Origin of the sequence: Serratia sp. SCBI (assembly GCF_000747565.1) — a bacterium.
Taxonomy (GTDB): domain Bacteria; phylum Pseudomonadota; class Gammaproteobacteria; order Enterobacterales; family Enterobacteriaceae; genus Serratia; species Serratia ureilytica.
Genome location: NZ_CP003424.1, coordinates 1,227,862 through 1,246,250 on the forward strand (window position 1 = coordinate 1,227,862; position 18,389 = coordinate 1,246,250).

General features: G+C 59.2%; 15 protein-coding genes, 6 tRNA genes and 1 pseudogene. 1 reads left to right on the forward strand and 21 read right to left on the reverse strand.

Annotation, left to right across the window (positions count from 1 at the left end; translation table 11 throughout):
* Positions 1-36: 36 nt before the first annotated feature.
* The 12 genes and pseudogenes from SERRSCBI_RS05645 to miaB all read right to left on the reverse strand — a co-directional run bounded on the left by SERRSCBI_RS05645 (position 37) and on the right by miaB (position 11,705).
* A pseudogene (locus tag SERRSCBI_RS05645) lies at positions 37-724 on the reverse strand (FMN-dependent NADH-azoreductase).
* A 147-nt stretch (positions 725-871) separates the two neighbouring features.
* Positions 872-1,804, reverse strand: a complete 933-nt coding sequence (rihA, locus tag SERRSCBI_RS05650; protein ID WP_042783846.1) for a pyrimidine-specific ribonucleoside hydrolase RihA — start codon at positions 1,802-1,804, stop codon at positions 872-874.
* A 113-nt stretch (positions 1,805-1,917) separates the two neighbouring features.
* Positions 1,918-2,643, reverse strand: coding sequence for an amino acid ABC transporter ATP-binding protein (locus SERRSCBI_RS05655; RefSeq protein ID WP_004939983.1), 726 nt, complete (start codon positions 2,641-2,643; stop codon positions 1,918-1,920).
* A complete protein-coding gene (gene gltK / locus SERRSCBI_RS05660) occupies positions 2,643-3,317 on the reverse strand; it encodes a glutamate/aspartate ABC transporter permease GltK (protein ID WP_015376945.1) in 675 nt (224 codons plus the stop codon). The genes SERRSCBI_RS05655 and gltK overlap by 1 nt, the downstream gene beginning before the upstream one ends.
* A complete protein-coding gene (locus SERRSCBI_RS05665; RefSeq protein WP_004939979.1) occupies positions 3,317-4,057 on the reverse strand; it encodes an amino acid ABC transporter permease in 741 nt (246 codons plus the stop codon). The genes gltK and SERRSCBI_RS05665 overlap by 1 nt, the downstream gene beginning before the upstream one ends.
* A 215-nt stretch (positions 4,058-4,272) precedes the next feature.
* Positions 4,273-5,169, reverse strand: coding sequence for an amino acid ABC transporter substrate-binding protein (locus tag SERRSCBI_RS05670; RefSeq protein ID WP_033642166.1), 897 nt, complete (start codon positions 5,167-5,169; stop codon positions 4,273-4,275).
* 395 nt (positions 5,170-5,564) lie between these two features.
* A complete protein-coding gene (gene lnt, locus SERRSCBI_RS05675) occupies positions 5,565-7,094 on the reverse strand; it encodes an apolipoprotein N-acyltransferase (protein ID WP_042783847.1) in 1,530 nt (509 codons plus the stop codon).
* Positions 7,095-7,101: 7 nt separating this feature from the next.
* Positions 7,102-7,980 (reverse strand): CNNM family magnesium/cobalt transport protein CorC, encoded by an 879-nt coding sequence (gene corC, locus SERRSCBI_RS05680; protein WP_004939973.1) that lies wholly within the window; start codon positions 7,978-7,980, stop codon positions 7,102-7,104.
* Positions 7,981-8,064: 84 nt separating this feature from the next.
* Positions 8,065-8,538 carry an rRNA maturation RNase YbeY gene (ybeY, locus tag SERRSCBI_RS05685; RefSeq protein ID WP_004939970.1) on the reverse strand — a complete coding sequence of 158 codons (474 nt, stop codon included), beginning with the start codon at positions 8,536-8,538 and terminating at the stop codon, positions 8,065-8,067.
* A complete protein-coding gene (locus tag SERRSCBI_RS05690) occupies positions 8,535-9,566 on the reverse strand; it encodes a PhoH family protein (RefSeq protein WP_170853105.1) in 1,032 nt (343 codons plus the stop codon). Before SERRSCBI_RS05690 ends, ybeY begins: the two co-directional genes overlap by 4 nt.
* Positions 9,567-9,824: 258 nt before the next feature.
* Positions 9,825-10,160, reverse strand: a complete 336-nt coding sequence (locus tag SERRSCBI_RS05695; protein ID WP_004939967.1) for a zinc ribbon domain-containing protein YjdM — start codon at positions 10,158-10,160, stop codon at positions 9,825-9,827.
* A 120-nt stretch (positions 10,161-10,280) separates the two neighbouring features.
* Positions 10,281-11,705, reverse strand: a complete 1,425-nt coding sequence (gene miaB / locus SERRSCBI_RS05700) for a tRNA (N6-isopentenyl adenosine(37)-C2)-methylthiotransferase MiaB (protein ID WP_033642169.1) — start codon at positions 11,703-11,705, stop codon at positions 10,281-10,283.
* 197 nt (positions 11,706-11,902) lie between these two features.
* Here miaB and ubiF point away from each other — a divergent pair, with 197 nt between their 5' ends.
* The gene (gene ubiF, locus SERRSCBI_RS05705) at positions 11,903-13,084 is read left to right on the forward strand and encodes a 3-demethoxyubiquinol 3-hydroxylase (RefSeq protein ID WP_042783848.1); all 1,182 of its coding nucleotides are present in this window, start codon (positions 11,903-11,905) and stop codon (positions 13,082-13,084) included.
* Positions 13,085-13,172: 88 nt separating this feature from the next.
* Here the strand turns inward: ubiF and SERRSCBI_RS05710 are convergent.
* The 9 genes from SERRSCBI_RS05710 to SERRSCBI_RS05750 form a co-directional block, all read right to left on the reverse strand.
* Positions 13,173-13,247: transfer RNA gene (locus tag SERRSCBI_RS05710), tRNA-Gln, on the reverse strand.
* Positions 13,248-13,251: 4 nt separating this feature from the next.
* Positions 13,252-13,328: transfer RNA gene (locus tag SERRSCBI_RS05715), tRNA-Met, on the reverse strand.
* 41 nt (positions 13,329-13,369) lie between these two features.
* Positions 13,370-13,444 (reverse strand) — tRNA-Gln (locus SERRSCBI_RS05720).
* 44 nt (positions 13,445-13,488) lie between these two features.
* Positions 13,489-13,563 (reverse strand) — tRNA-Gln (locus tag SERRSCBI_RS05725).
* Positions 13,564-13,593: 30 nt separating this feature from the next.
* Positions 13,594-13,678 (reverse strand) — tRNA-Leu (locus tag SERRSCBI_RS05730).
* Between the two features lie 16 nt (positions 13,679-13,694).
* Positions 13,695-13,771, reverse strand: a tRNA-Met gene (locus SERRSCBI_RS05735).
* A gap of 219 nt (positions 13,772-13,990) precedes the next feature.
* The gene (asnB, locus tag SERRSCBI_RS05740; protein WP_033642171.1) at positions 13,991-15,655 is read right to left on the reverse strand and encodes an asparagine synthase B; all 1,665 of its coding nucleotides are present in this window, start codon (positions 15,653-15,655) and stop codon (positions 13,991-13,993) included.
* A gap of 283 nt (positions 15,656-15,938) precedes the next feature.
* Positions 15,939-17,381, reverse strand: coding sequence for a glycosyl hydrolase family 18 protein (locus SERRSCBI_RS05745; RefSeq protein WP_042783849.1), 1,443 nt, complete (start codon positions 17,379-17,381; stop codon positions 15,939-15,941).
* A gap of 190 nt (positions 17,382-17,571) precedes the next feature.
* Positions 17,572-18,324 carry an HAD-IIA family hydrolase gene (locus SERRSCBI_RS05750; RefSeq protein WP_004939957.1) on the reverse strand — a complete coding sequence of 251 codons (753 nt, stop codon included), beginning with the start codon at positions 18,322-18,324 and terminating at the stop codon, positions 17,572-17,574.
* Positions 18,325-18,389: the final 65 nt, after the last annotated feature.

Here is an 18,389-nt window from a genome sequence, read left to right on the forward strand (position 1 = left end):
GTCCCCCGCCGCGGCGGGGAACGCTGACGTTTACCGTTAACGGAACAGTTTCTTCAGCAGGTTGCTCAGGAAACCGCCGCTGACGGCTTCTTGGGCGACGTTTGCCGGCGCCGGTGCGCTGGCCGGGATTTTCTGCGCGACCGCGATGCGGCTGTCCTGGGCGGCTTTCTCCGCCGCTTCCGGGCCGTAGGCGAAGCCTTCCGCCAGCACGAATTCAACGTCGGTGATGCCGATAAAGCCCAGGAACAGCTTCACGTACGGGGTGATCAGATCCGTCGGCGTGTCGGCGTGGATGCCGCCGCGGCTGGAGATGACGATCGCTTTTTTGCCCGTCACCAGCCCTTCGGCGCCGGCGGAGGTGTAGCGGAACGTCTGACCGGCGCGGGCGATCAGATCAAAGTAGATCTTCAGCTGCGTCGGGATGTTGAAATTGTACATCGGGGCGCTGATGATCAGCGTGTCGTGCGACTTCAGCTCGGCAATCAGCTCATCGGACAGCGCCAGGGTGCTTTGCTGATGCGGCGTCAACGGCTTGTCGCCGGCGGTAAAGCCGGCCATCACTTCGCCATCCAGCTCCGGCAGCGTTGGGTTAGCCAAGTCGCGCACGGTGAAGGTGTCTTCCGGGTGAGCTTCTCGCCATTGTTCAAACAAAAAAATCGACTAATTTTCCAGACTGGGAATATTCACCCAGAATACTTGATTTCAGGACCAGTACGCGGCTCATTGGCTTATCTCCAGGCGAAGTGTAATCGGTAACGATGTCAATCGGTGTAAACGCATGGTAGAGGCAAGCCATCAACAGTGATAGCGCAAAAATTCGCTGAGTTAAATCAAAAAAGTTGAATGAGGGCGCGAGCGCGCCCCGAGAGGATCAATAACGCGTGACGCGCTCGGCCAGCAGATCGATAAAGCCTGCGCGATCGATGCCGGTCAGCACTTCCACGTTGGCCGCGTTGCCGGTTTGCTGGAAATAGTCCACCACCGTCATGCCGACGGTGTATTCCCCTTTAGTCTCCACGCCGACCCAGCGTTCTACGCCGGTGAACAGCTGCGGCGCCAGCAGCCAGGCGATGGTGCAGGGATCGTGCATCGCTGCCCCGGGCAGGCCGCGCGGATGGCTGAGGTAGAGCGGCAGGTAAAAATCGAGCATCTCCGCGACCGCCTGCGCGACCGGATTGTCTATCTGGCGAATGCGCTCGATATCCTGCGGCAACACCAGCGCCTGATGGGTGACGTTCAGCCCGGCCATGGTCAGCGGCACGCCGGATTTCAACACCATCTCGGCGGCTTCGGGATCGACGAAGATATTGAATTCCGCCACCGGCGTGGTATTGCCGGCATTCATGCCGCCGCCCATAAATACGATGCGCTCGATACGGCTTTTCAGCTCGGCGTGCTGGGCCAACAGCAGGGCGATGTTGGTCATCGGGCCGGTCACCACGAGGGTGATTGGCTGCGGGCTGGCGCGCAGCAGGTCGGCGATCAGCTCGACGGCGCCGCGGGGATCGGGTTTGAGGGGCGGCGTCGGCAGGTGGGTGTTGCCCATGCCGGTTTTGCCGTGGACATAGTCGGCGATCACCAGCTCGCGCATCAGCGGGCGAGCGGCGCCGGCGGCGACAGGGATGTCCTCGCGCTGCATCAGGGTCAACAGACCCAGCGCGTTATGCAGGGTTTTCTCCGGCGTCTGGTTGCCGGCGGAGGTGGTGATGGCTTTGACGTCCAGCTCCGGCGAGCGCAGCGCCATAGCCAGCGCGATGGCGTCGTCGAGGCCGGGATCGCAATCGATGATAATAGGGCGGGGCATGTTCTTTCTCCTCTGTTTGTTATCCGGCGAGCATCGGATCAAAAACGAGGAGATACAAGCGCTTTTCGTGCCGGGAGAAAAGATGCGCCCCAGGCGGGGCGCATAGCGAGAACTTAGTGCAGGATCTTGGCGAGGAAGTCCTTGGCGCGATCGGACTCGGGGTTGTTGAAGAAATCGTCTTTGTTGCGGTCTTCGACGATTTTGCCTTCGTCCATAAAGATCACGCGGTTCGCCACCTTGCGGGCGAAGCCCATTTCGTGGGTCACCACCATCATGGTCATGCCTTCGTTCGCCAGCTCGACCATCACGTCCAGCACTTCGTTGATCATTTCCGGATCGAGCGCCGAGGTCGGTTCATCGAACAGCATGGCGATCGGATCCATGCACAGCGCGCGGGCGATGGCGACGCGCTGTTGCTGACCGCCGGAGAGCTGACCGGGGAACTTGTTGGCATGGGCGGACAGGCCGACGCGTTCCAGCAGCTTCAGGCCCTTCTCGCGTGAGGCGGTCTTGTCGCGCTTGAGCACTTTTACCTGCGCCAGCGTCAGGTTGTCGATAATGGACAGGTGCGGGAACAGTTCAAAGTGTTGGAACACCATGCCGACCTTGGCGCGTAGCTGCGCCAGGTTGGTTTTCTTGTCGTTGACGGGCGTGCCGTTCACCAGGATGCTTCCCTGCTGGATCGGCTCCAGGCCGTTGACGGTTTTGATCAGGGTGGACTTGCCGGAGCCTGAAGGACCGCAGACGACGACCACTTCGCCTTTTTTCACTTCGGTGGTGCAATCGGTCAACACTTGAAAGTGACCGTACCACTTGGAAACATTTTTCAGGGATATCATCAAACAGTCCTTTTCTTCAAATAGCTTACCAGCGCCGAGGCGGCGAGGCTGATAACAAAATAGACAAAGCCGGCGAACAGGATCATTTCAACCTGGGTGCCGTCGCGTTCGCCGATGGTCGATGCGGTGCGGAAGAAGTCGGCCAGGCTCAGTACGTAAACCAGCGAGGTATCCTGGAACAGGACGATGCCCTGGGTCAGCAGCAGTGGCACCATGGCGCGGAACGCCTGCGGCAGGATCACCAGCCGCATGGATTGCCAATGCGTCATGCCCAGCGCCAACGCGGCGGAGGATTGGCCGCGCGAGATGCTGATGATACCGGCGCGGATGATTTCCGAGTAATAGGCCGCTTCAAACAGGGAAAAGGCTACCATAGCCGAGATCAGGCGAATATCGGTTTTCGGCGACAGGCCTAGAACCTGTTGTAATAAGCTTGGAACCACCAGATAGAACCACAGCAGCACCATCACCAGCGGCACCGAGCGGAACAGGTTGACATACAGGGTGGCGAACCAGCTGATGGGCTTGAACGGCGACAGACGCATCACCGCCAGCACGGTGCCCCACAGAATGCCGACCACGATGGCGGTCACGGTGATCTTCAGCGTGATCGCCATGCCCTGCAGCAGATAAGGGAAGCTTGGGACGATCGACGCCCAGTCAAATTCGTACATTATTTACTCCCCAGGTTGCCAGGCAACTGCACTTTCTTTTCGACCAGACGCATAAACAGCATGATCACGGCGTTGATGCCGATATAAGCCAGCGTAATGGCGGTAAAGGATTCATAGGCGTGTGCGGAGTAATCCAACAGCTTGCCGGCCTGTGCGGCCATGTCCACCAGGCCGATGGTGGAGGCGATGGCGGAGTTTTTGACCAGGTTGAGCATCTCCGAGGTCATCGGCGGCACGATAACCCGGTAGGCGTTCGGCAACAGCACGTAGCGGTAGGTTTGCGGCAGCGTCAGGCCCATCGCCAACCCGGCGGCTTTCTGGCCGCGCGGCAGGGATTGAATGGCGGCGCGCACTTGCTCGCAAACGCGGGCGGCGGTAAACAGCCCCAGACAGAGCATGGAAGAGACGAAGAACTGCACGTTGGGATCCAGCTCGGTCTTGAACCAGGTGCCGATATTGGCCGGCAGCAGCTCGGGGATCACCAGATACCAGGTAAAGAATTGCACGATCAGCGGCACGTTACGGAACAGTTCGACGTAACAGGTGCCGAGAGTGGAAAGAAAGCGGTTGGGCACGGTACGCAAGATACCGAACAGCGAACCGACGAAGAAAGCGATAATCCATGCACAGACGGAGAGGGCCACCGTGACCTGAAAGCCGGACCAGATCCAGCCGAGGTAAGTGGTGTTCCCAAACGGGGCCTGCTGCAGGAAGATACCCCAGTTCCAATCTATTGACATAACAAACTCCGATAAACGGGCGCAGGGCGCCGAAAAGTGATGACTTGATAGGCGCCGATCGCCGCACGGCCAGTCGGGCTGGCTTGTTGTGTGCGGAGATCGGTGACGCGCCTTGGGGAAAATGAGGGAGGGGAACGGCCCCCTCATTCCTGTCTGTCCCAGTCATCAACTGGGCCGGTTTGGCTTGGCGGCCACCCCGGCTTTATTCTATTGAGTTAGTTCAACGCTTTGTCGTTAGGCGCTTTGAACAGTTGCTTCATGTCGTCCGACAGCTCGAAGTTCATGTTGAGGTTTTTCGGTGGGATAGGCTGCTTGAACCATTTATCAAACCACTTGGCCGCTTCACCGGAGGTTTGCGCCTGGGCGATAGTGTCATCGACCAGTTTCTTGAACTCAGGATCGTCTTTACGCAGCATGCAACCGTAGGCTTCTTTCGACTGCGGCGTGCCGATGATTTCCCATTGGTCCGGCTTCTTGGCTTTGGCGCGCTCGCCCGCCAGCAGGGCGTCATCCATCATGAAGGCCACCGCGCGGCCGCTTTCCAGGGTGCGGAAGGAGTCGCCGTGGTCTTTGGCGCTGATGATGCGCATGTTCATTTTGTCGCTGTCGTTCAGTTTGTTCAGCAACACTTCGGACGTGGTGCCGGAGGTGACCACCACCGGTTTGCCGGCCAGGTCTTTAAAGTCTTTGATGTCGGAGCCTTTCTTCACCAGCAGGCGGGTGCCGACCACAAAGATGGTGTCGGAGAAGGCGGCCTGTTTCTGGCGCTCTACGTTATTGGTGGTAGAGCCGCATTCGAAGTCATAGGTGCCGTTTTGCAGCAGCGGGATGCGGTTCTGCGAGGTAATCGGCAGCATTTTCACCTGCAGATTCGGTGCATTCAGCTTTTTCTTAACGGCTTCAACGATTTGGTTGGAGTAGTCCTGAGAGTAGCCCACAACTTTTTGCTGGTTGTCGTAGTAGGAAAAGGGCACAGACGATTCGCGGTGGCCGACAACGATAACGCCGTTGTCTTTGATTTTCTTCAGCGTACCGGTCAGGTCTTCCGCGTGCGCTACGCTACCTGCCATACCGAGCAGCAGTAACGATAACGCCAATTTACGCATTTGCATGGTCCAACTCCTTTGCTGTTGTGGTGGCTCTGACTAAAGAGCGTCAGGTTTAAATCGACTATTTATTGCTCAGGTTATAAAGATAGTCTTAGAACGGATAGCCGTTAAAAAATAACCGATTGTGAATATCTTGAAACTAAAATGTTTCATTTTTTGAGACGCCGCGCGCACCAAATCAATGCAACCAAACCCCGATGCACCTGCATGGTGCGTTCGGCGCCTCCAAAATGTGCACGGGTGCGACAAAACGTCAGCAAAAGTTAACCGACGTGCGATGTCACCTTAGATAAAGCAAGGAGTGTGCCAGCCGCGTTGATTTAACGACGTTTTCTGACCGAGGTGGGGGAACGTTTACGGAAACGCGGGGCGCGGCGGGCGCGCCCCGGCGAACAGGACTATTTGCGGCGCAGGCCCAACATCAGCGCCCAACCGCCCAGCAACAGGGTGATCACCCACAGCGGCGCGGCGCCGAAACGCGCGTAAGGCGTGACGCCGGTGGTCGGTGTGACCTTCACTTCAAGCACCTGACGAGTGAACTGCGGGATCTCGGCGATCACGTCGCCGTTCGCGTCCACTGCGGCGGTGACGCCGTTGTTGGTGCTGCGCAGCAGCGGCCGGCCCAGTTCCAGCGCCCGCATGCGCGCCATCTGGAAGTGCTGCCATGGGCCGATGGAGTGGCCGAACCAGGCGTCGTTGGAGATGGTCAGCAGGAAGTTGGTGTCCGGGCGGAAGTTATCGCGCACCTGCTGGCCCAACACGATTTCGTAGCAAATGGCCGCCGTCAGGTTGTAGCCGCGTACGCTGAGCTGCGGTTGTACGTAGTCGCCGCGGCTGAAGGAGGACATCGGCAGGTCGAAGAACGGCGCCAGCGGCCGCAGCAGCGTCTCCAGCGGTACGAACTCGCCGAACGGCACCAGGTGGTGCTTGTTGTAGCGATCGTTGGCCGGGTACCTGTACGGCGTCGGTTCACCGAGCACGATGGCGCTGTTGTAGATTTGCTGGCCCTGCGGCGTGGCGCGCACGTCGACGATGCCGGTGATGAGGCTGCTGTTCTTCGCCCGCATCAGGTCGTCCATCATCGTCAGGAAGCCGTTCTGATTGGCTTCATAATCCGGGATGGCGGATTCCGGCCAGATAACGATCGGTGCCTTACCCATGTAGGGACGGGTTTCGTCCAGATAGGTTTGCAGCGTGCTGACCAGCGCTTTCGGATCCCATTTCATCGATTGAGCGATGTTGCCTTGCACCATGGCGACATTCACCGCTTTATCCGTCTGCGGAGTAAACCACTGCAGCTGGCGCAGCGGCCATGGCAACAACAGCAGCGCGGCGGCGATCACCGCCGCCGAGAGGCGGCGCTGATTGACGGCGTACACCAGCAGGCCGGCGATGGCCATCAGCACAAAGGTGATGGCGTCGACGCCCAGCAGCGGCGCGATGCCTTTCAGCGGGCCGTTGATCTGGCTATAGCCGAACTGCAGCCATGGGAAGCCGGTCAGCACCCAGCCGCGCAGGAATTCCGTGACCTGCCACAGCGCCGGCGCGGCGATGGCCAGCCGCCACCAGCGGGTCGCCGGCCACAGGCGGGTCAGCAGCCCGGCGAACAGCCCGGTATACAGCGACAGGTAAGCGGCGAGCAGCGCCACCAGGAAGACGTTGACGGCGAAGGGCATGCCGCCGAAATCGGCGATGCTGACATACACCCAGTTGATCCCGCTGCCGAACAACCCGAAGCCCCAGACAAAGCCGAGCAGGGCGGACTGTTTGGTGGTGCGATTGAGGGTAACGGCCAGCAGGCCGAACAGGGAGACGATGGCCGCGGGCCAGAAATCGTAGGGCGAGAACGCCAGCGTCCCGCCGGCACCTGACAACAGCGCCAGCAGGGCGCGAACCCGCTGGCGTTCAAGTAATGAGGCTTTAGCCATGTTGGATTTAATCTTCCAGTTTCGGTGGTGGAGAATCGTCCGGAATTTTTACATGAACCTGGATGATACGTCGACTGTCGGCCATGGCAACTTTAAATAGGTAACCTTCGATTTCAATGGTTTCCCCGCGCGCCGGCAGGTGGCCGAAGGCCTGCATCACCAGACCGCCGATGGTATCGACCTCGTCGTCGCTGAAGTGGGTGCCGAAGGCTTCGTTGAAGTCTTCGATCGGCGCCAGCGCGCGTACGGTGTACATGTGGCGGCTGAGCTGGCGGATATCCAGATCGTCTTCGTCGTCGTATTCGTCTTCGATCTCGCCGACGATCAGTTCCAGAATGTCTTCGATGGTGACCAGGCCGGACACGCCGCCGAATTCGTCAATGACAATCGCCATGTGGTAGCGCTGGGAGCGGAACTCTTTCAACATCCGGTCGACGCGCTTGCTTTCCGGCACCACCACCGCGGTGCGCAGCACTTTGTCGATGCTGAACGGCTCAGAGTCTGCGCGCATGAACGGCAGCAGATCCTTGGCCATCAGGATGCCTTCGATGTGATCTTTGTCTTCGCTGATCACCGGGAAGCGCGAGTGGGCGGAGTCGATAATTACGTCCAGGCACTCTTCCAGCGTCTGGTTGCGCTTGAGCGTCACCATCTGGGAGCGGGGGATCATGATGTCGCGCACGCGCTGTTCGGCGATATCCATCACGCCTTCCAGCATGTCGCGGGTATCGGGATCGATCAGGTCGTTTTGTTCGGAATCACGGATCAGCTCGACCAGATCGCCACGGTTTTTGGGCTCGCCGTGGAACAGCTGGTTAAGGATAAGAGTAAAGAACCCCTTCTTGGGACTGGGGCTGTCATTGCTTTGTGAATGGTCGTCGCTCATGGCGTTTTCGTTACTGTCACTCATGTCAGAGTTAAGGGGCGTCAGCGACAGCCCCGTTAGGGGCTGTAAGGTAAACGGCTGACGTCAGACGGGGTCTTTTTCCGCCAGGTACGGATCAGGATAGCCCAGTCCGTGCATGATTTCGGTTTCCAAAGACTCCATTTCTTCGGCTTCATCGTCTTCGATGTGGTCATACCCTAGCAGATGAAGGCTGCCGTGGACAACCATATGCGCCCAGTGGGCCTCCAGCGCCTTGCCTTGCTCAATCGCTTCCTGTTCAACCACCTGGCGGCAGATGATCAGATCGCCGAGCAGCGGCAGTTCGATGCCCGGCGGAGCCTCGAACGGGAAAGAGAGCACGTTGGTCGGCTTGTCTTTGCCGCGATAGGTCAGGTTCAGCTCGTGGCTTTCCGCTTCGTCCACCAGACGTACGGTGACCTCGGCCTCTTCCTGAAATTGCGGCAGCACGCCTTCCAGCCAGCGCTGGAACGTGGCTTCATCCGGCAGGCCGTCGCTGCTTTCACAGGCAATCTGCAGATCCAAAATCACCTGACTCATGGTGTCTCCTGCTCGGAGGCGGCGAGCGCCTCGCGCTTACGTTGTTCGGCAATTGCGTCTTTGCGTTTCTGTTCGGCCGCTTCCCAGGCCTCATAAGCGATGACCACGCGGGCCACCACCGGGTGGCGCACCACGTCTTCGCTGTGGAAGAAGTTGAAGCTCAGTTCTTCCACGTCCGACAGCACTTCCACCGCGTGGCGCAGGCCGGATTTCTGGTTGCGCGGCAGGTCGATCTGGGTGACGTCGCCGGTGATGACCGCCTTAGAGTTGAAGCCGATGCGCGTCAGGAACATCTTCATCTGCTCGATGGTGGTGTTCTGGCTCTCATCCAGAATGATAAAGGCATCGTTCAGCGTACGGCCGCGCATATAGGCCAGCGGCGCGACTTCGATCACGTTGCGCTCAATGAGCTTCTCCACGCGCTCGAAGCCCAGCATTTCGAACAGGGCGTCGTACAGCGGGCGCAGATAAGGATCAACCTTCTGGCTCAGATCGCCCGGCAGGAAGCCCAGCTTTTCGCCGGCTTCGACCGCGGGACGGGTCAGCAGAATGCGGCGAATTTCCTGGCGTTCCAGCGCATCCACCGCGGCGGCGACCGCCAGGTAGGTTTTGCCGGTACCGGCCGGGCCGATGCCGAAGGTGATGTCGTGATCGAGAATGTTGGCGATGTACTGCGCCTGGTTAGGCGTGCGCGGTTTCACCATGCCGCGCTTGGTTTTGATGGTGACCGCCTTGCCGTAATCCGGCACGCTGTCCGCCACCTGTTCCAGCACCCGGCTCTCTTTGATCGCCAGATGGATTTGCTCCGGATCGATATCCGGGATCACGCCGCGAATCGGCGCGGTATCCACGTACAGATGGCGCAGGATATCGGCGGCGGCGACCACGCACAGGTTTTTGCCGACCAGCTTGAAGCGGTTGTCGCGACGATTGATTTCGATGCCCAATCGGCGCTCGAGTTGCTTGATGTTGTCATCAAACGGGCCGCACAGGCTGAGCAAACGCTTGTTGTCTGCGGGCTCCAACATAATTTCTTGTGTTGCGACGTTCAAACTATTCCTCTAGGTCACATCGGGCCTGGTTGATGTCACATAGCGCGTCCGGGACGCGCGCGTTCAGGGCGAGCCTGAATACTCTCTTTCTTGAATTATTCATGGTGCGCCGCAACGGCGCAAGTTTACCGCTGATCTATCTGTGCGCCGTCGGCGGAATTCAAGGGAAGATAAGGAAAAAACGCGGCGGGGCGCAAAGCCCGCCGCGTCATCACAGGACAAGGCCGCCGAGAATCAGTTCTTTTTCACGAACTCGGATTTCAGTTTCATCGGGCCGAAGCCGTCGATTTTGCAGTCGATGTTGTGATCGCCTTCCACCAGACGAATGTTTTTCACCTTGGTGCCGATCTTCAGCATCGAGGAGCTGCCTTTAACCTTCAGGTCCTTGATCACGGTGACCGCGTCGCCGTCCGCCAGCAGGTTGCCGTTGGCGTCTTTGACGATCAGCGCGTCCTGATCTTCCGCCGGGGCGCTGTCGCTCCACTCGTGGGCGCACTCAGGGCAGATGAACAGGGCATTGTCCTGGTAGGTGTATTCGGAGTTGCACTTCGGGCAGTGTGGGAGTTGCATGTTATGTCGCCTCTTCAACAATAAAAAATAAAAAAAAGAACATCACCGGGCGCGGACGCCCGGCGGAGAAACGGTAAGGAGTAGCGCGAACGGGCGGCGATAAGGCGGGCCGCCGCGGCGTCAGGGCTGGTAAATGCCGACGCCCAGCGCGTTTTCTTTGCGGGTACGGGCGATCACCGACTGCGGGGATTCATGTACGCGCAGATCCATCTGCTGTTCGGTGCGCACCACTGCGCCACGCAGGGTGTTGGTCAGCACCTCGGTAATTTCCACGTCGACAAACTGGCCGATCATGTCGGGCGTGCCTTCGAAGTTTACCACACGGTTGCACTCCGTGCGCCCGGCCAGCTCCATCACGCTTCTGCGCGAGGTGCCTTCCACCAGAATGCGCTGGACGGTGCCGAGCATGCGGCGGCTGAACTGCAGCGCCTGCTGGTTGATGCGATCCTGCAGAATATACAGCCGCTGTTTTTTCTCTTCTTCGCTGACGTCGTCAACCATGTCCGCCGCCGGCGTACCGGGGCGCGACGAATAGATGAAGCTGAAGCTGACGTCGAAGTTGACGTCGGCGATCAGGTTCATGGTCTGTTCGAAGTCGGCCTGGCTCTCGCCCGGGAAACCGACGATGAAGTCGGAGCTGAGCTGGATGTTCGGGCGCGCCTTGCGCAGCTTGCGGATAATCGCCTTATACTCCAGCGCGGTATGGGCGCGTTTCATCATGGTCAGGATGCGATCCGAACCGCTCTGCACCGGCAGGTGCAGGAAGCTGACCAGCTCCGGCGTGTCTTCGTACACCGCGATGATGTCGTCGGTGAACTCGATAGGGTGGCTGGTGGTGAAGCGAATGCGATCGATGCCGTCGATGGCGGCCACCAGGCGCAGCAGTTCGGCGAACGAGCAGATATCGCCGTCATGCGTGGCGCCGCGGTACGCGTTGACGTTTTGGCCGAGCAGGTTGACTTCGCGCACGCCCTGCGCCGCCAGTTGGGCGATTTCGAACAGCACGTCGTCGCTCGGGCGGCTCACTTCCTCGCCGCGGGTGTATGGCACCACGCAGAAAGTGCAGTATTTGTTGCAGCCTTCCATGATCGACACGAACGCGGTCGGGCCTTCGGCGCGCGGCTCCGGCAGGCGGTCGAACTTTTCGATCTCCGGGAAACTGATATCGACCACCGGGCTGCGGGTGCCCTGAACGTGGTTGATCATTTCCGGCAGGCGGTGCAGGGTCTGCGGGCCGAATACCACGTCGACGCAAGGCGCGCGGCTGCGGATCAGTTCGCCTTCTTGCGAGGCCACGCAACCGCCGACGCCGATGATGACAGACGGGTTCTTCTCTTTCAGCAAGCGCCAGCGCCCCAGCATGGCGAAAACTTTTTCCTGCGCTTTTTCACGGATCGAGCAGGTGTTCAGCAATAGCACGTCCGCTTCCTCGGCGTTGTCGGTCCACTCGAAGCCGTGCGTGCTGTTCAACAGGTCGGCCATTTTCGATGAATCGTACTCATTCATCTGGCAGCCCCAGGTTTTGATATGTAGTTTTTTCGTCATTGACTTGCCATTACTCAGTGCGGAGCGAAAGTTGCGTTACGCGACATGCAGGGCGCGTATTGTAATCATTTGCCGCCGTTGTGACCAGCGCGGGGGAAAATGGCATGCCACCTGAAGCCGAAGCGAAAATCCGGTACACTGCGCAAAACGCCATGTCGGGTGGGATGGCGAGCATTCACATAGAAAACATAGCCAATATGAAGACATCTCAAAATCGGTACGACGCGGTGGTGGTGGGCGGCGGCATGGTCGGCGCGGCGGCGGCTCTGGGCCTGGCGCAGGCGGGCTGGTCGGTGGCGTTGCTGGAACATCAGGCGCCGCAGGCGTTCGAGGCGCAAAGCCCGCCGGACCTGCGCATTTCCGCTATCGGCTGCACCTCGGTGGGGCTGCTGAAACAGCTCGGCGCCTGGCCCGCCGTGACGGCGATGCGCACGGCGCCGTATCGCCGGCTGGAGACCTGGGAATGGGCGTCGTCGCGCGTGGCGTTCGATGCGCTATCGCTGGGGCTGCCGGAGTTGGGCTTTATGGTGGAAAACCGCATTTTGCAGCTGGCGCTGTGGCAGCAGTTCGCACAGTGCGCCAATTTGACGCTGCTGTGCCCCGCCAGGCTGCAATCGCTGCAGCGGGCGGACAAGGCCTGGCAACTGACGCTGGACAGCGGTGAAACGCTGCAGGCGCGGCTGGTTGTCGGCGCCGACGGCGCCAACTCTCAGGTGCGCAAGCTGGCGGCGATCGGCACCAACGGCTGGCAGTATCGTCAGGCGTGCATGTTGATCACCGTCGATACCGGCGCGCCGCAGCAGGATGTGACCTGGCAGCGCTTCTTCCCGTCAGGGCCGCGCGCTTTCCTGCCGCTGTACGACAGCTGGGCGTCGCTGGTGTGGTATGACAGCCCGCAGCGCATTCGCCAACTGCAGGCGATGCCGCCGGCGCAGCTGGAGCGCGAGATCGCCGCCGCTTTTCCGGCGCGACTGGGCCCGGTCAAGGTGCACGCCGCCGGATCGTTCCCGTTGACGCGCCGTCATGCGCAGCGCTACGTGCTGCCGGGCCTGGCGCTGCTGGGCGATGCGGCGCATACCATCAACCCGCTGGCCGGGCAGGGCGTCAATCTGGGGTATCGCGATGTGGATGCCTTGCTGAACGTGCTGAGCGAGGCGCGGGAGCAGGGAGAAGACTGGAGCGGCGAGGTGGTGCTGCTGCGCTATCAACGCCGCCGCCGTACCGACAATCTGTTGATGCAGAGCGGCATGGATCTGTTCTATACCGCCTTCAGCAATAACCTGGCGCCGCTGACCGTGGCGCGCAATCTGGCGCTGATGGCCGCGCAGCGGGCGGGCAAGCTGAAAGAGCATGCGTTGAAGTACGCCTTGGGATTGTAACCGACAGGGCTCAGCGGTGGCTGAGCCTATTTAAGGTTGGCTGAACGGCAGACAGCAAAAAGCCCGCCGAAGCGGGCTTTTCTAAATATGGCTGGGGTGCCAGGATTCGAACCTGGGTATGCTGGTATCAGAAACCAGAGCCTTACCGCTTGGCGACACCCCAATTATGGTGGCTACGACGGGATTTGAACCTGTGACCCCATCATTATGAGTGATGTGCTCTAACCAGCTGAGCTACGTAGCCGATGTTACTTTTTACTTCTTTGATTTGCAAGCAGTTTGTTATGGCTGGGGTACCTGGATTCGAACCAGGGAATGCCGGTATCAAAAACCGGTGCCTTACCGCTTGGCGATACCCCACCTGCAAACAAATCTTATGTTGAAACCCCATTCCCGAAAGAATATGGCTGGGGTACCTGGATTCGAACCAGGGAATGCCGGTATCAAAAACCGGTGCCTTACCGCTTGGCGATACCCCATCAACATACTGCGCCGACGATGAAGAGAAATGGTGCGGGAGGCGAGACTTGAACTCGCACACCTTGCGGCGCCAGAACCTAAATCTGGTGCGTCTACCAATTTCGCCACTCCCGCAAATACAAAAAAGAGATGGTGGCTACGACGGGATTCGAACCTGTGACCCCATCATTATGAGTGATGTGCTCTAACCAGCTGAGCTACGTAGCCCTCTTTTTTTGCTTTGCCTTCATCGGCGTTGCGGGGCGCATTATGCGTATATGACCGATTTGCGTCAACAAGTTTTTTCCCGAAAAAGCGCCCGGAAGCGCCGTTTGTCTGGGTTGTGAACATTATGGCGATAAAATCGGCAATTCAGGCAGTTGGCGGGCGGAAAAGGCAACAAAAAAGGCGGGCCAAAAGGCCCGCCCGGGGGAAAATGCCGCGCGATTATTTATAGGCGGCCTGGTGCACGCCGACGGCGCGGCCGGAAGGATCGTCCATCTTCTTGAACGATTCATCCCACTCGATGGCCTTGGCGGACGAGCAGGCGACGGATGGGCCGCCCGGCACGCATTCGGCGGCGCTCGGCAGCGGGAACAGCTCCTCGAAGATTTCGCGGTACAGGTAGCCTTCTTTCGACGTCGGCGTGTTGTACGGAAAGCGGAAACGCGCGGTTTCGAGCTGTTGATCGCTAATTTGCTGCGCAGCCACCTCTTTTAGCGTGTCGATCCAGCTGTAGCCGACGCCGTCGGAGAACTGCTCTTTCTGGCGCCAGGCCACGCTGGCGGGCAAATAGGACTCGAAACATTCGCGAACGATGTGTTTTTCCATTTTGCCGTTGCCGCACATTTTATCTTTCGGGTTGATGCGCATTGCCACGTCGAGGAATTTTTTGTCCAGGAACGGCACGCGGGCTTCGACGCCCCAGGCGGACATCGCCTTGTTGGCGCGCGCGCAGTCGAACATGTGCAGCGCCAGCAGTTTGCGTACGGTCTCTTCGTGGAATTCGCGGGCGTCCGGCGCCTTATGGAAGTACAGGTAGCCGCCGAACACTTCGTCCGCGCCTTCGCCGGAAAGCACCATCTTGATGCCCATCGCCTTGATTTTGCGCGACATCAGGTACATCGGCGTCGATGCGCGGATGGTGGTGACGTCATAGGTTTCGATGTGGTAAATCACGTCGCGGATGGCGTCCAGCCCTTCCTGCACGGTGAAGTGGATCTCATGGTGCACGGTGCCCAGATGGTTGGCCACCTCCTGCGCGGCGCGCAGATCCGGCGAGCCTTCCAGCCCGACGGCGAAGGAGTGCAGCTGCGGCCACCAGGCTTCGCTGCGTTCCTGATCTTCCACGCGGCGCGCGGCGTACTTCTTGGTGATCGCCGAAATGACCGAGGAATCCAGCCCGCCCGAGAGCAGCACGCCGTAAGGCACGTCGGACATCAGGTGGCTTTTCACCGACTCTTCCAGCGCGGTGCGCAGGGCGGCGGCGTCGGTCACGTTGTCCTTGACGCTGTCGTAATCGAACCAGTCGCGGCGATAGTATTCGCGGATCTGGCCGTCCTGGCTCCACAGGTAGCTGCCGGCCGGGAATTCCTTGATGGTGCGGCACACCGGCACCAGCGCTTTCATTTCCGAGGCAACGTACAGGTTGCCGTGTTCGTCATGGCCCATATACAGCGGGATGATGCCCAGGTGATCGCGGCCGATCAGGTAGGCGTCTTTTTCGGTGTCATACAGGGCAAAGGCGAACATGCCTTGCAGATCGTCGAGGAACTCCGGGCCTTTCTCCTGATACAGCGCCAGGATCACTTCACAGTCGGAGCCGGTCTGGAAGGCATAGCGGTCGCTCAGCTGTTGGCGCAGCGCCTGGTGGTTGTAAATTTCGCCGTTGACCGCCAGAACGTGGGTGTGCGCAGCGTTGTACAGCGGTTGAGCGCCGTTGTTGACGTCGACGATCGACAGGCGTTCGTGAGCCAGAATGGCTTTGTCGCTGGCGTAAACGCCGGACCAATCCGGGCCGCGGTGGCGCATCAGACGTGACAGCTCCAGCGCTTTCTTACGCAGTTCAACGGGATCGGACTTCAGATCGAGCACACCGAAAATAGAACACATACAACTCTCCTAACGGGCTTTTATGACTGTGATGTTGTTTTTACTGTTATGGGCAGCATTGCCGATTTATCAGCGATAACGCGATTTTGCTGCGCTGTGGTTATGAAAATGCGCCAAAAGCTGCAGAGGATGCAAGCGTTTTAGCCATGCGCTGAGAAATAGTTGTTTTCGTAGCTGAGGTTTTTAACGGATTTTCAGTTATCGGCGTGAAAAATTATCGATTATGCAATTTTTAGCGTGATGGCGGGATTGCCGGCCAGTTTGACCGGCAATCGATTAGCGATTAGGCGATGAGCTGCCAGAGGGTGAACGCGGCATCCGGCGTCCAGCCGGCATTGGAGGTGTGCGCCTGAATACAGGTGTATTTCTTGCCTTTATAACTCACGACGTCGCCGGCTTTGTAGCTGTGGTTGTTCTGCCACTCGGGCGCGCCCGGATCGGGCGGCGTACCGTCATTGGCGGTTTTGACCGCCAGCGCGCTGCTCGGCAGGGAGGTATTGCCCAGGGTGTCGGTCGCGGTAACGAAGTAGCTGTACTGGGTTGCCGGCGTCAGACCGCTGTCGGCCAGCGACAGACCGGCGGTTTGGCCGATCGGGTTGCCGTTGCGGTAGACGGTGTAGCTGGCGATCGGTGAGGCGCCGGTGGCGGCGGCCCAGCTCAGTTTCAGCGAGGTGGCGCCAAGCTCGGCGACCGTCAGCGCCGTCGGCGCATTAGGCTTTCCCGGCGGCGGGGTGACCCCGCCCTGAATCAGCGGCGCATAGCGGGTTTTGAACTCCCAATTGTAGGCGACGCCGGCTTTGCTCTTGCCGTTATCCCAGTTGATTGACCAGGTCATCAGGCCCTTGATCGACAGGTTTTTGGCGTCGAGACGCGAGAAAGCGTTATACACCGCCTGTTTGTTGACCACGTAGCCGGTGGCGGCGGCATCGTTGTTGCTCGGCAGGCCGATGACGAATTTCGCCGCCGGGATCTTCGCATAGCCGCGGGTGCCGGTAACCAGGCTTTCCGTCAGGTAGTAGAGGAAGTCTTCCTTCTTGGTATCGTCGTTTTGGGTCAGCCAGGTTTTAATTTCTTCAACCCAAAGGCCATCGCCACCCTGGTTATAATATTGCGGCGCGATAAAGTCGTAATAGCCTTCGAGGGCGCTGATATAATCCAGGTAGGTGCCATTTTCACGTAAGTATGGGAATTCCGGCGCCATGCTGATAATAAAGTTTTTCCCCTGGGCGGCGTAATGGTCTTTTACTTTTTTCAGCGCCGTAGGCAAGACGGTTTTATTATTGGCGGCGCCGATCGCCGCCTGTTCCAGATCGATATCCAGGCCGTCGAAGCCATAGACTTCCACCAGGCGAATAATCTCGTCTTTCAGCTTGTCTTCGTCGCCGGTTTTCAGCTCGATATGCGCGTCTGCGCCGCCGAGAGAGATCAGCACCGCGCGGCCCTGGCTGTTCAGCACGCCCACCTGGCGGCGGAACTCGGCATCGGACAGGTTGTAAGGCTTGAAGGTCGGGATGCCCTGGCCTTTCATAAAGGCGACGGCCACCACGTTGTACTCGGCGGGAATGTCGGTCAGGTTCATATTGGTGAACTGGCCCTGCTGATAGCCGTCACTGGCGCCGGCGGCCCAGTTGTGCCAGAAACCCATCAGGATCTTTTTATTGGCGATAGACGGCATAATGGCCGCGTCATCGGCGGCGACGGCATTAATCGTGTTATTTGTGCTCATGGTAGCCTCATTAATTAGGGGTAAGGGTTTTCCGCTCGCCGGCAATATCAGCTATTGGCGGGGCGTAACGTTATAATGAGGATTTTTAACGCAGGCAGGCTGAAACCTTTTACGGCCATGAACGAATTAAATTCAAACTGACGCTGAGGGAGAAGGAAATAATGGCGGCCGGGCGGCCGCCATGGCCGCATCAGAAGATGGTGATATCGGCGACGGAAGGGTAGACGTAGCTCGGGCGGAACGGCATGGTTTCGATGTCGCTCAGCGTGGAGACGCCGGACAGCACCAGCACGGTTTCCAGGCCGGCCTGGAAGCCCGCCAGAATGTCGGTGCGCAGGTTATCGCCGACGATCACCGTCTCTTCCGAGTGCGCCTGCATTTTGTTCAGTGCGGCGCGAATGATCCACGGGCTGGGCTTGCCGACGTAAAACGGCTTGCGGCCGGTGATCTTCTCAATGGGGGCGCACAGCGCGCCGCAGGCCGGCGAGAAGCCGTGGCCGTGACTATCCGGGTTGGTGGCGATAAAGCGCGCGCCGTTGCTCACGAAGTAGGCGGCTTTATGCATCATGTCCCAGTTGTAAGAGCGGGTTTCACCGACGATCACGAAGTCCGGGTTGATGTCGGTGATGGTGAAACCGGCTTTGTACAGCTCATGGATCAGGGCGCCTTCGCCGACCACATAGGCTTTTTTGCCTTCCTGACGGCGCAGGAAATCGGCGGTGGCCATCGCCGAGGTGTAGAACGCGCTCTCCGGCACTTCCAGCCCGGCGGCGGCGAAGCGGTTCGCCAGATCCTGCGCGGTCTGTGACGGGTAGTTGGTCAGCACCACCAGCGGCATGCCTTGTTCCTGGATGCGCGCCAGGAACAGGTCGGCGCCGGGCACCGGCGTATTGTCATGCAGCAGCACGCCGTCGATATCGCATATAACGTTTTTGATTTTCATTTGTCGCTGTTTCTCATGATTACGGCAGGCGAAGGGTGACGATAACACGCCTGCCAGAAGCGGCG

Coding starts and splice junctions, on each gene's coding strand:
- rihA (WP_042783846.1), bottom strand. CDS start 1,804: ATGCCCCGCCCTATTATCATCGATTGCGATCCCGGCCTCGACGACGCC.
- SERRSCBI_RS05655 (WP_004939983.1), bottom strand. CDS start 2,643: ATGATATCCCTGAAAAATGTTTCCAAGTGGTACGGTCACTTTCAAGTG.
- gltK (WP_015376945.1), bottom strand. CDS start 3,317: ATGTACGAATTTGACTGGGCGTCGATCGTCCCAAGCTTCCCTTATCTG.
- SERRSCBI_RS05665 (WP_004939979.1), bottom strand. CDS start 4,057: ATGTCAATAGATTGGAACTGGGGTATCTTCCTGCAGCAGGCCCCGTTT.
- SERRSCBI_RS05670 (WP_033642166.1), bottom strand. CDS start 5,169: ATGCAAATGCGTAAATTGGCGTTATCGTTACTGCTGCTCGGTATGGCA.
- lnt (WP_042783847.1), bottom strand. CDS start 7,094: ATGGCTAAAGCCTCATTACTTGAACGCCAGCGGGTTCGCGCCCTGCTG.
- corC (WP_004939973.1), bottom strand. CDS start 7,980: ATGAGCGACGACCATTCACAAAGCAATGACAGCCCCAGTCCCAAGAAG.
- ybeY (WP_004939970.1), bottom strand. CDS start 8,538: ATGAGTCAGGTGATTTTGGATCTGCAGATTGCCTGTGAAAGCAGCGAC.
- SERRSCBI_RS05690 (WP_170853105.1), bottom strand. CDS start 9,566: ATGTTGGAGCCCGCAGACAACAAGCGTTTGCTCAGCCTGTGCGGCCCG.
- SERRSCBI_RS05695 (WP_004939967.1), bottom strand. CDS start 10,160: ATGCAACTCCCACACTGCCCGAAGTGCAACTCCGAATACACCTACCAG.
- miaB (WP_033642169.1), bottom strand. CDS start 11,705: ATGACGAAAAAACTACATATCAAAACCTGGGGCTGCCAGATGAATGAG.
- ubiF (WP_042783848.1), top strand. CDS start 11,903: ATGAAGACATCTCAAAATCGGTACGACGCGGTGGTGGTGGGCGGCGGC.
- asnB (WP_033642171.1), bottom strand. CDS start 15,655: ATGTGTTCTATTTTCGGTGTGCTCGATCTGAAGTCCGATCCCGTTGAA.
- SERRSCBI_RS05745 (WP_042783849.1), bottom strand. CDS start 17,381: ATGAGCACAAATAACACGATTAATGCCGTCGCCGCCGATGACGCGGCC.
- SERRSCBI_RS05750 (WP_004939957.1), bottom strand. CDS start 18,324: ATGAAAATCAAAAACGTTATATGCGATATCGACGGCGTGCTGCTGCAT.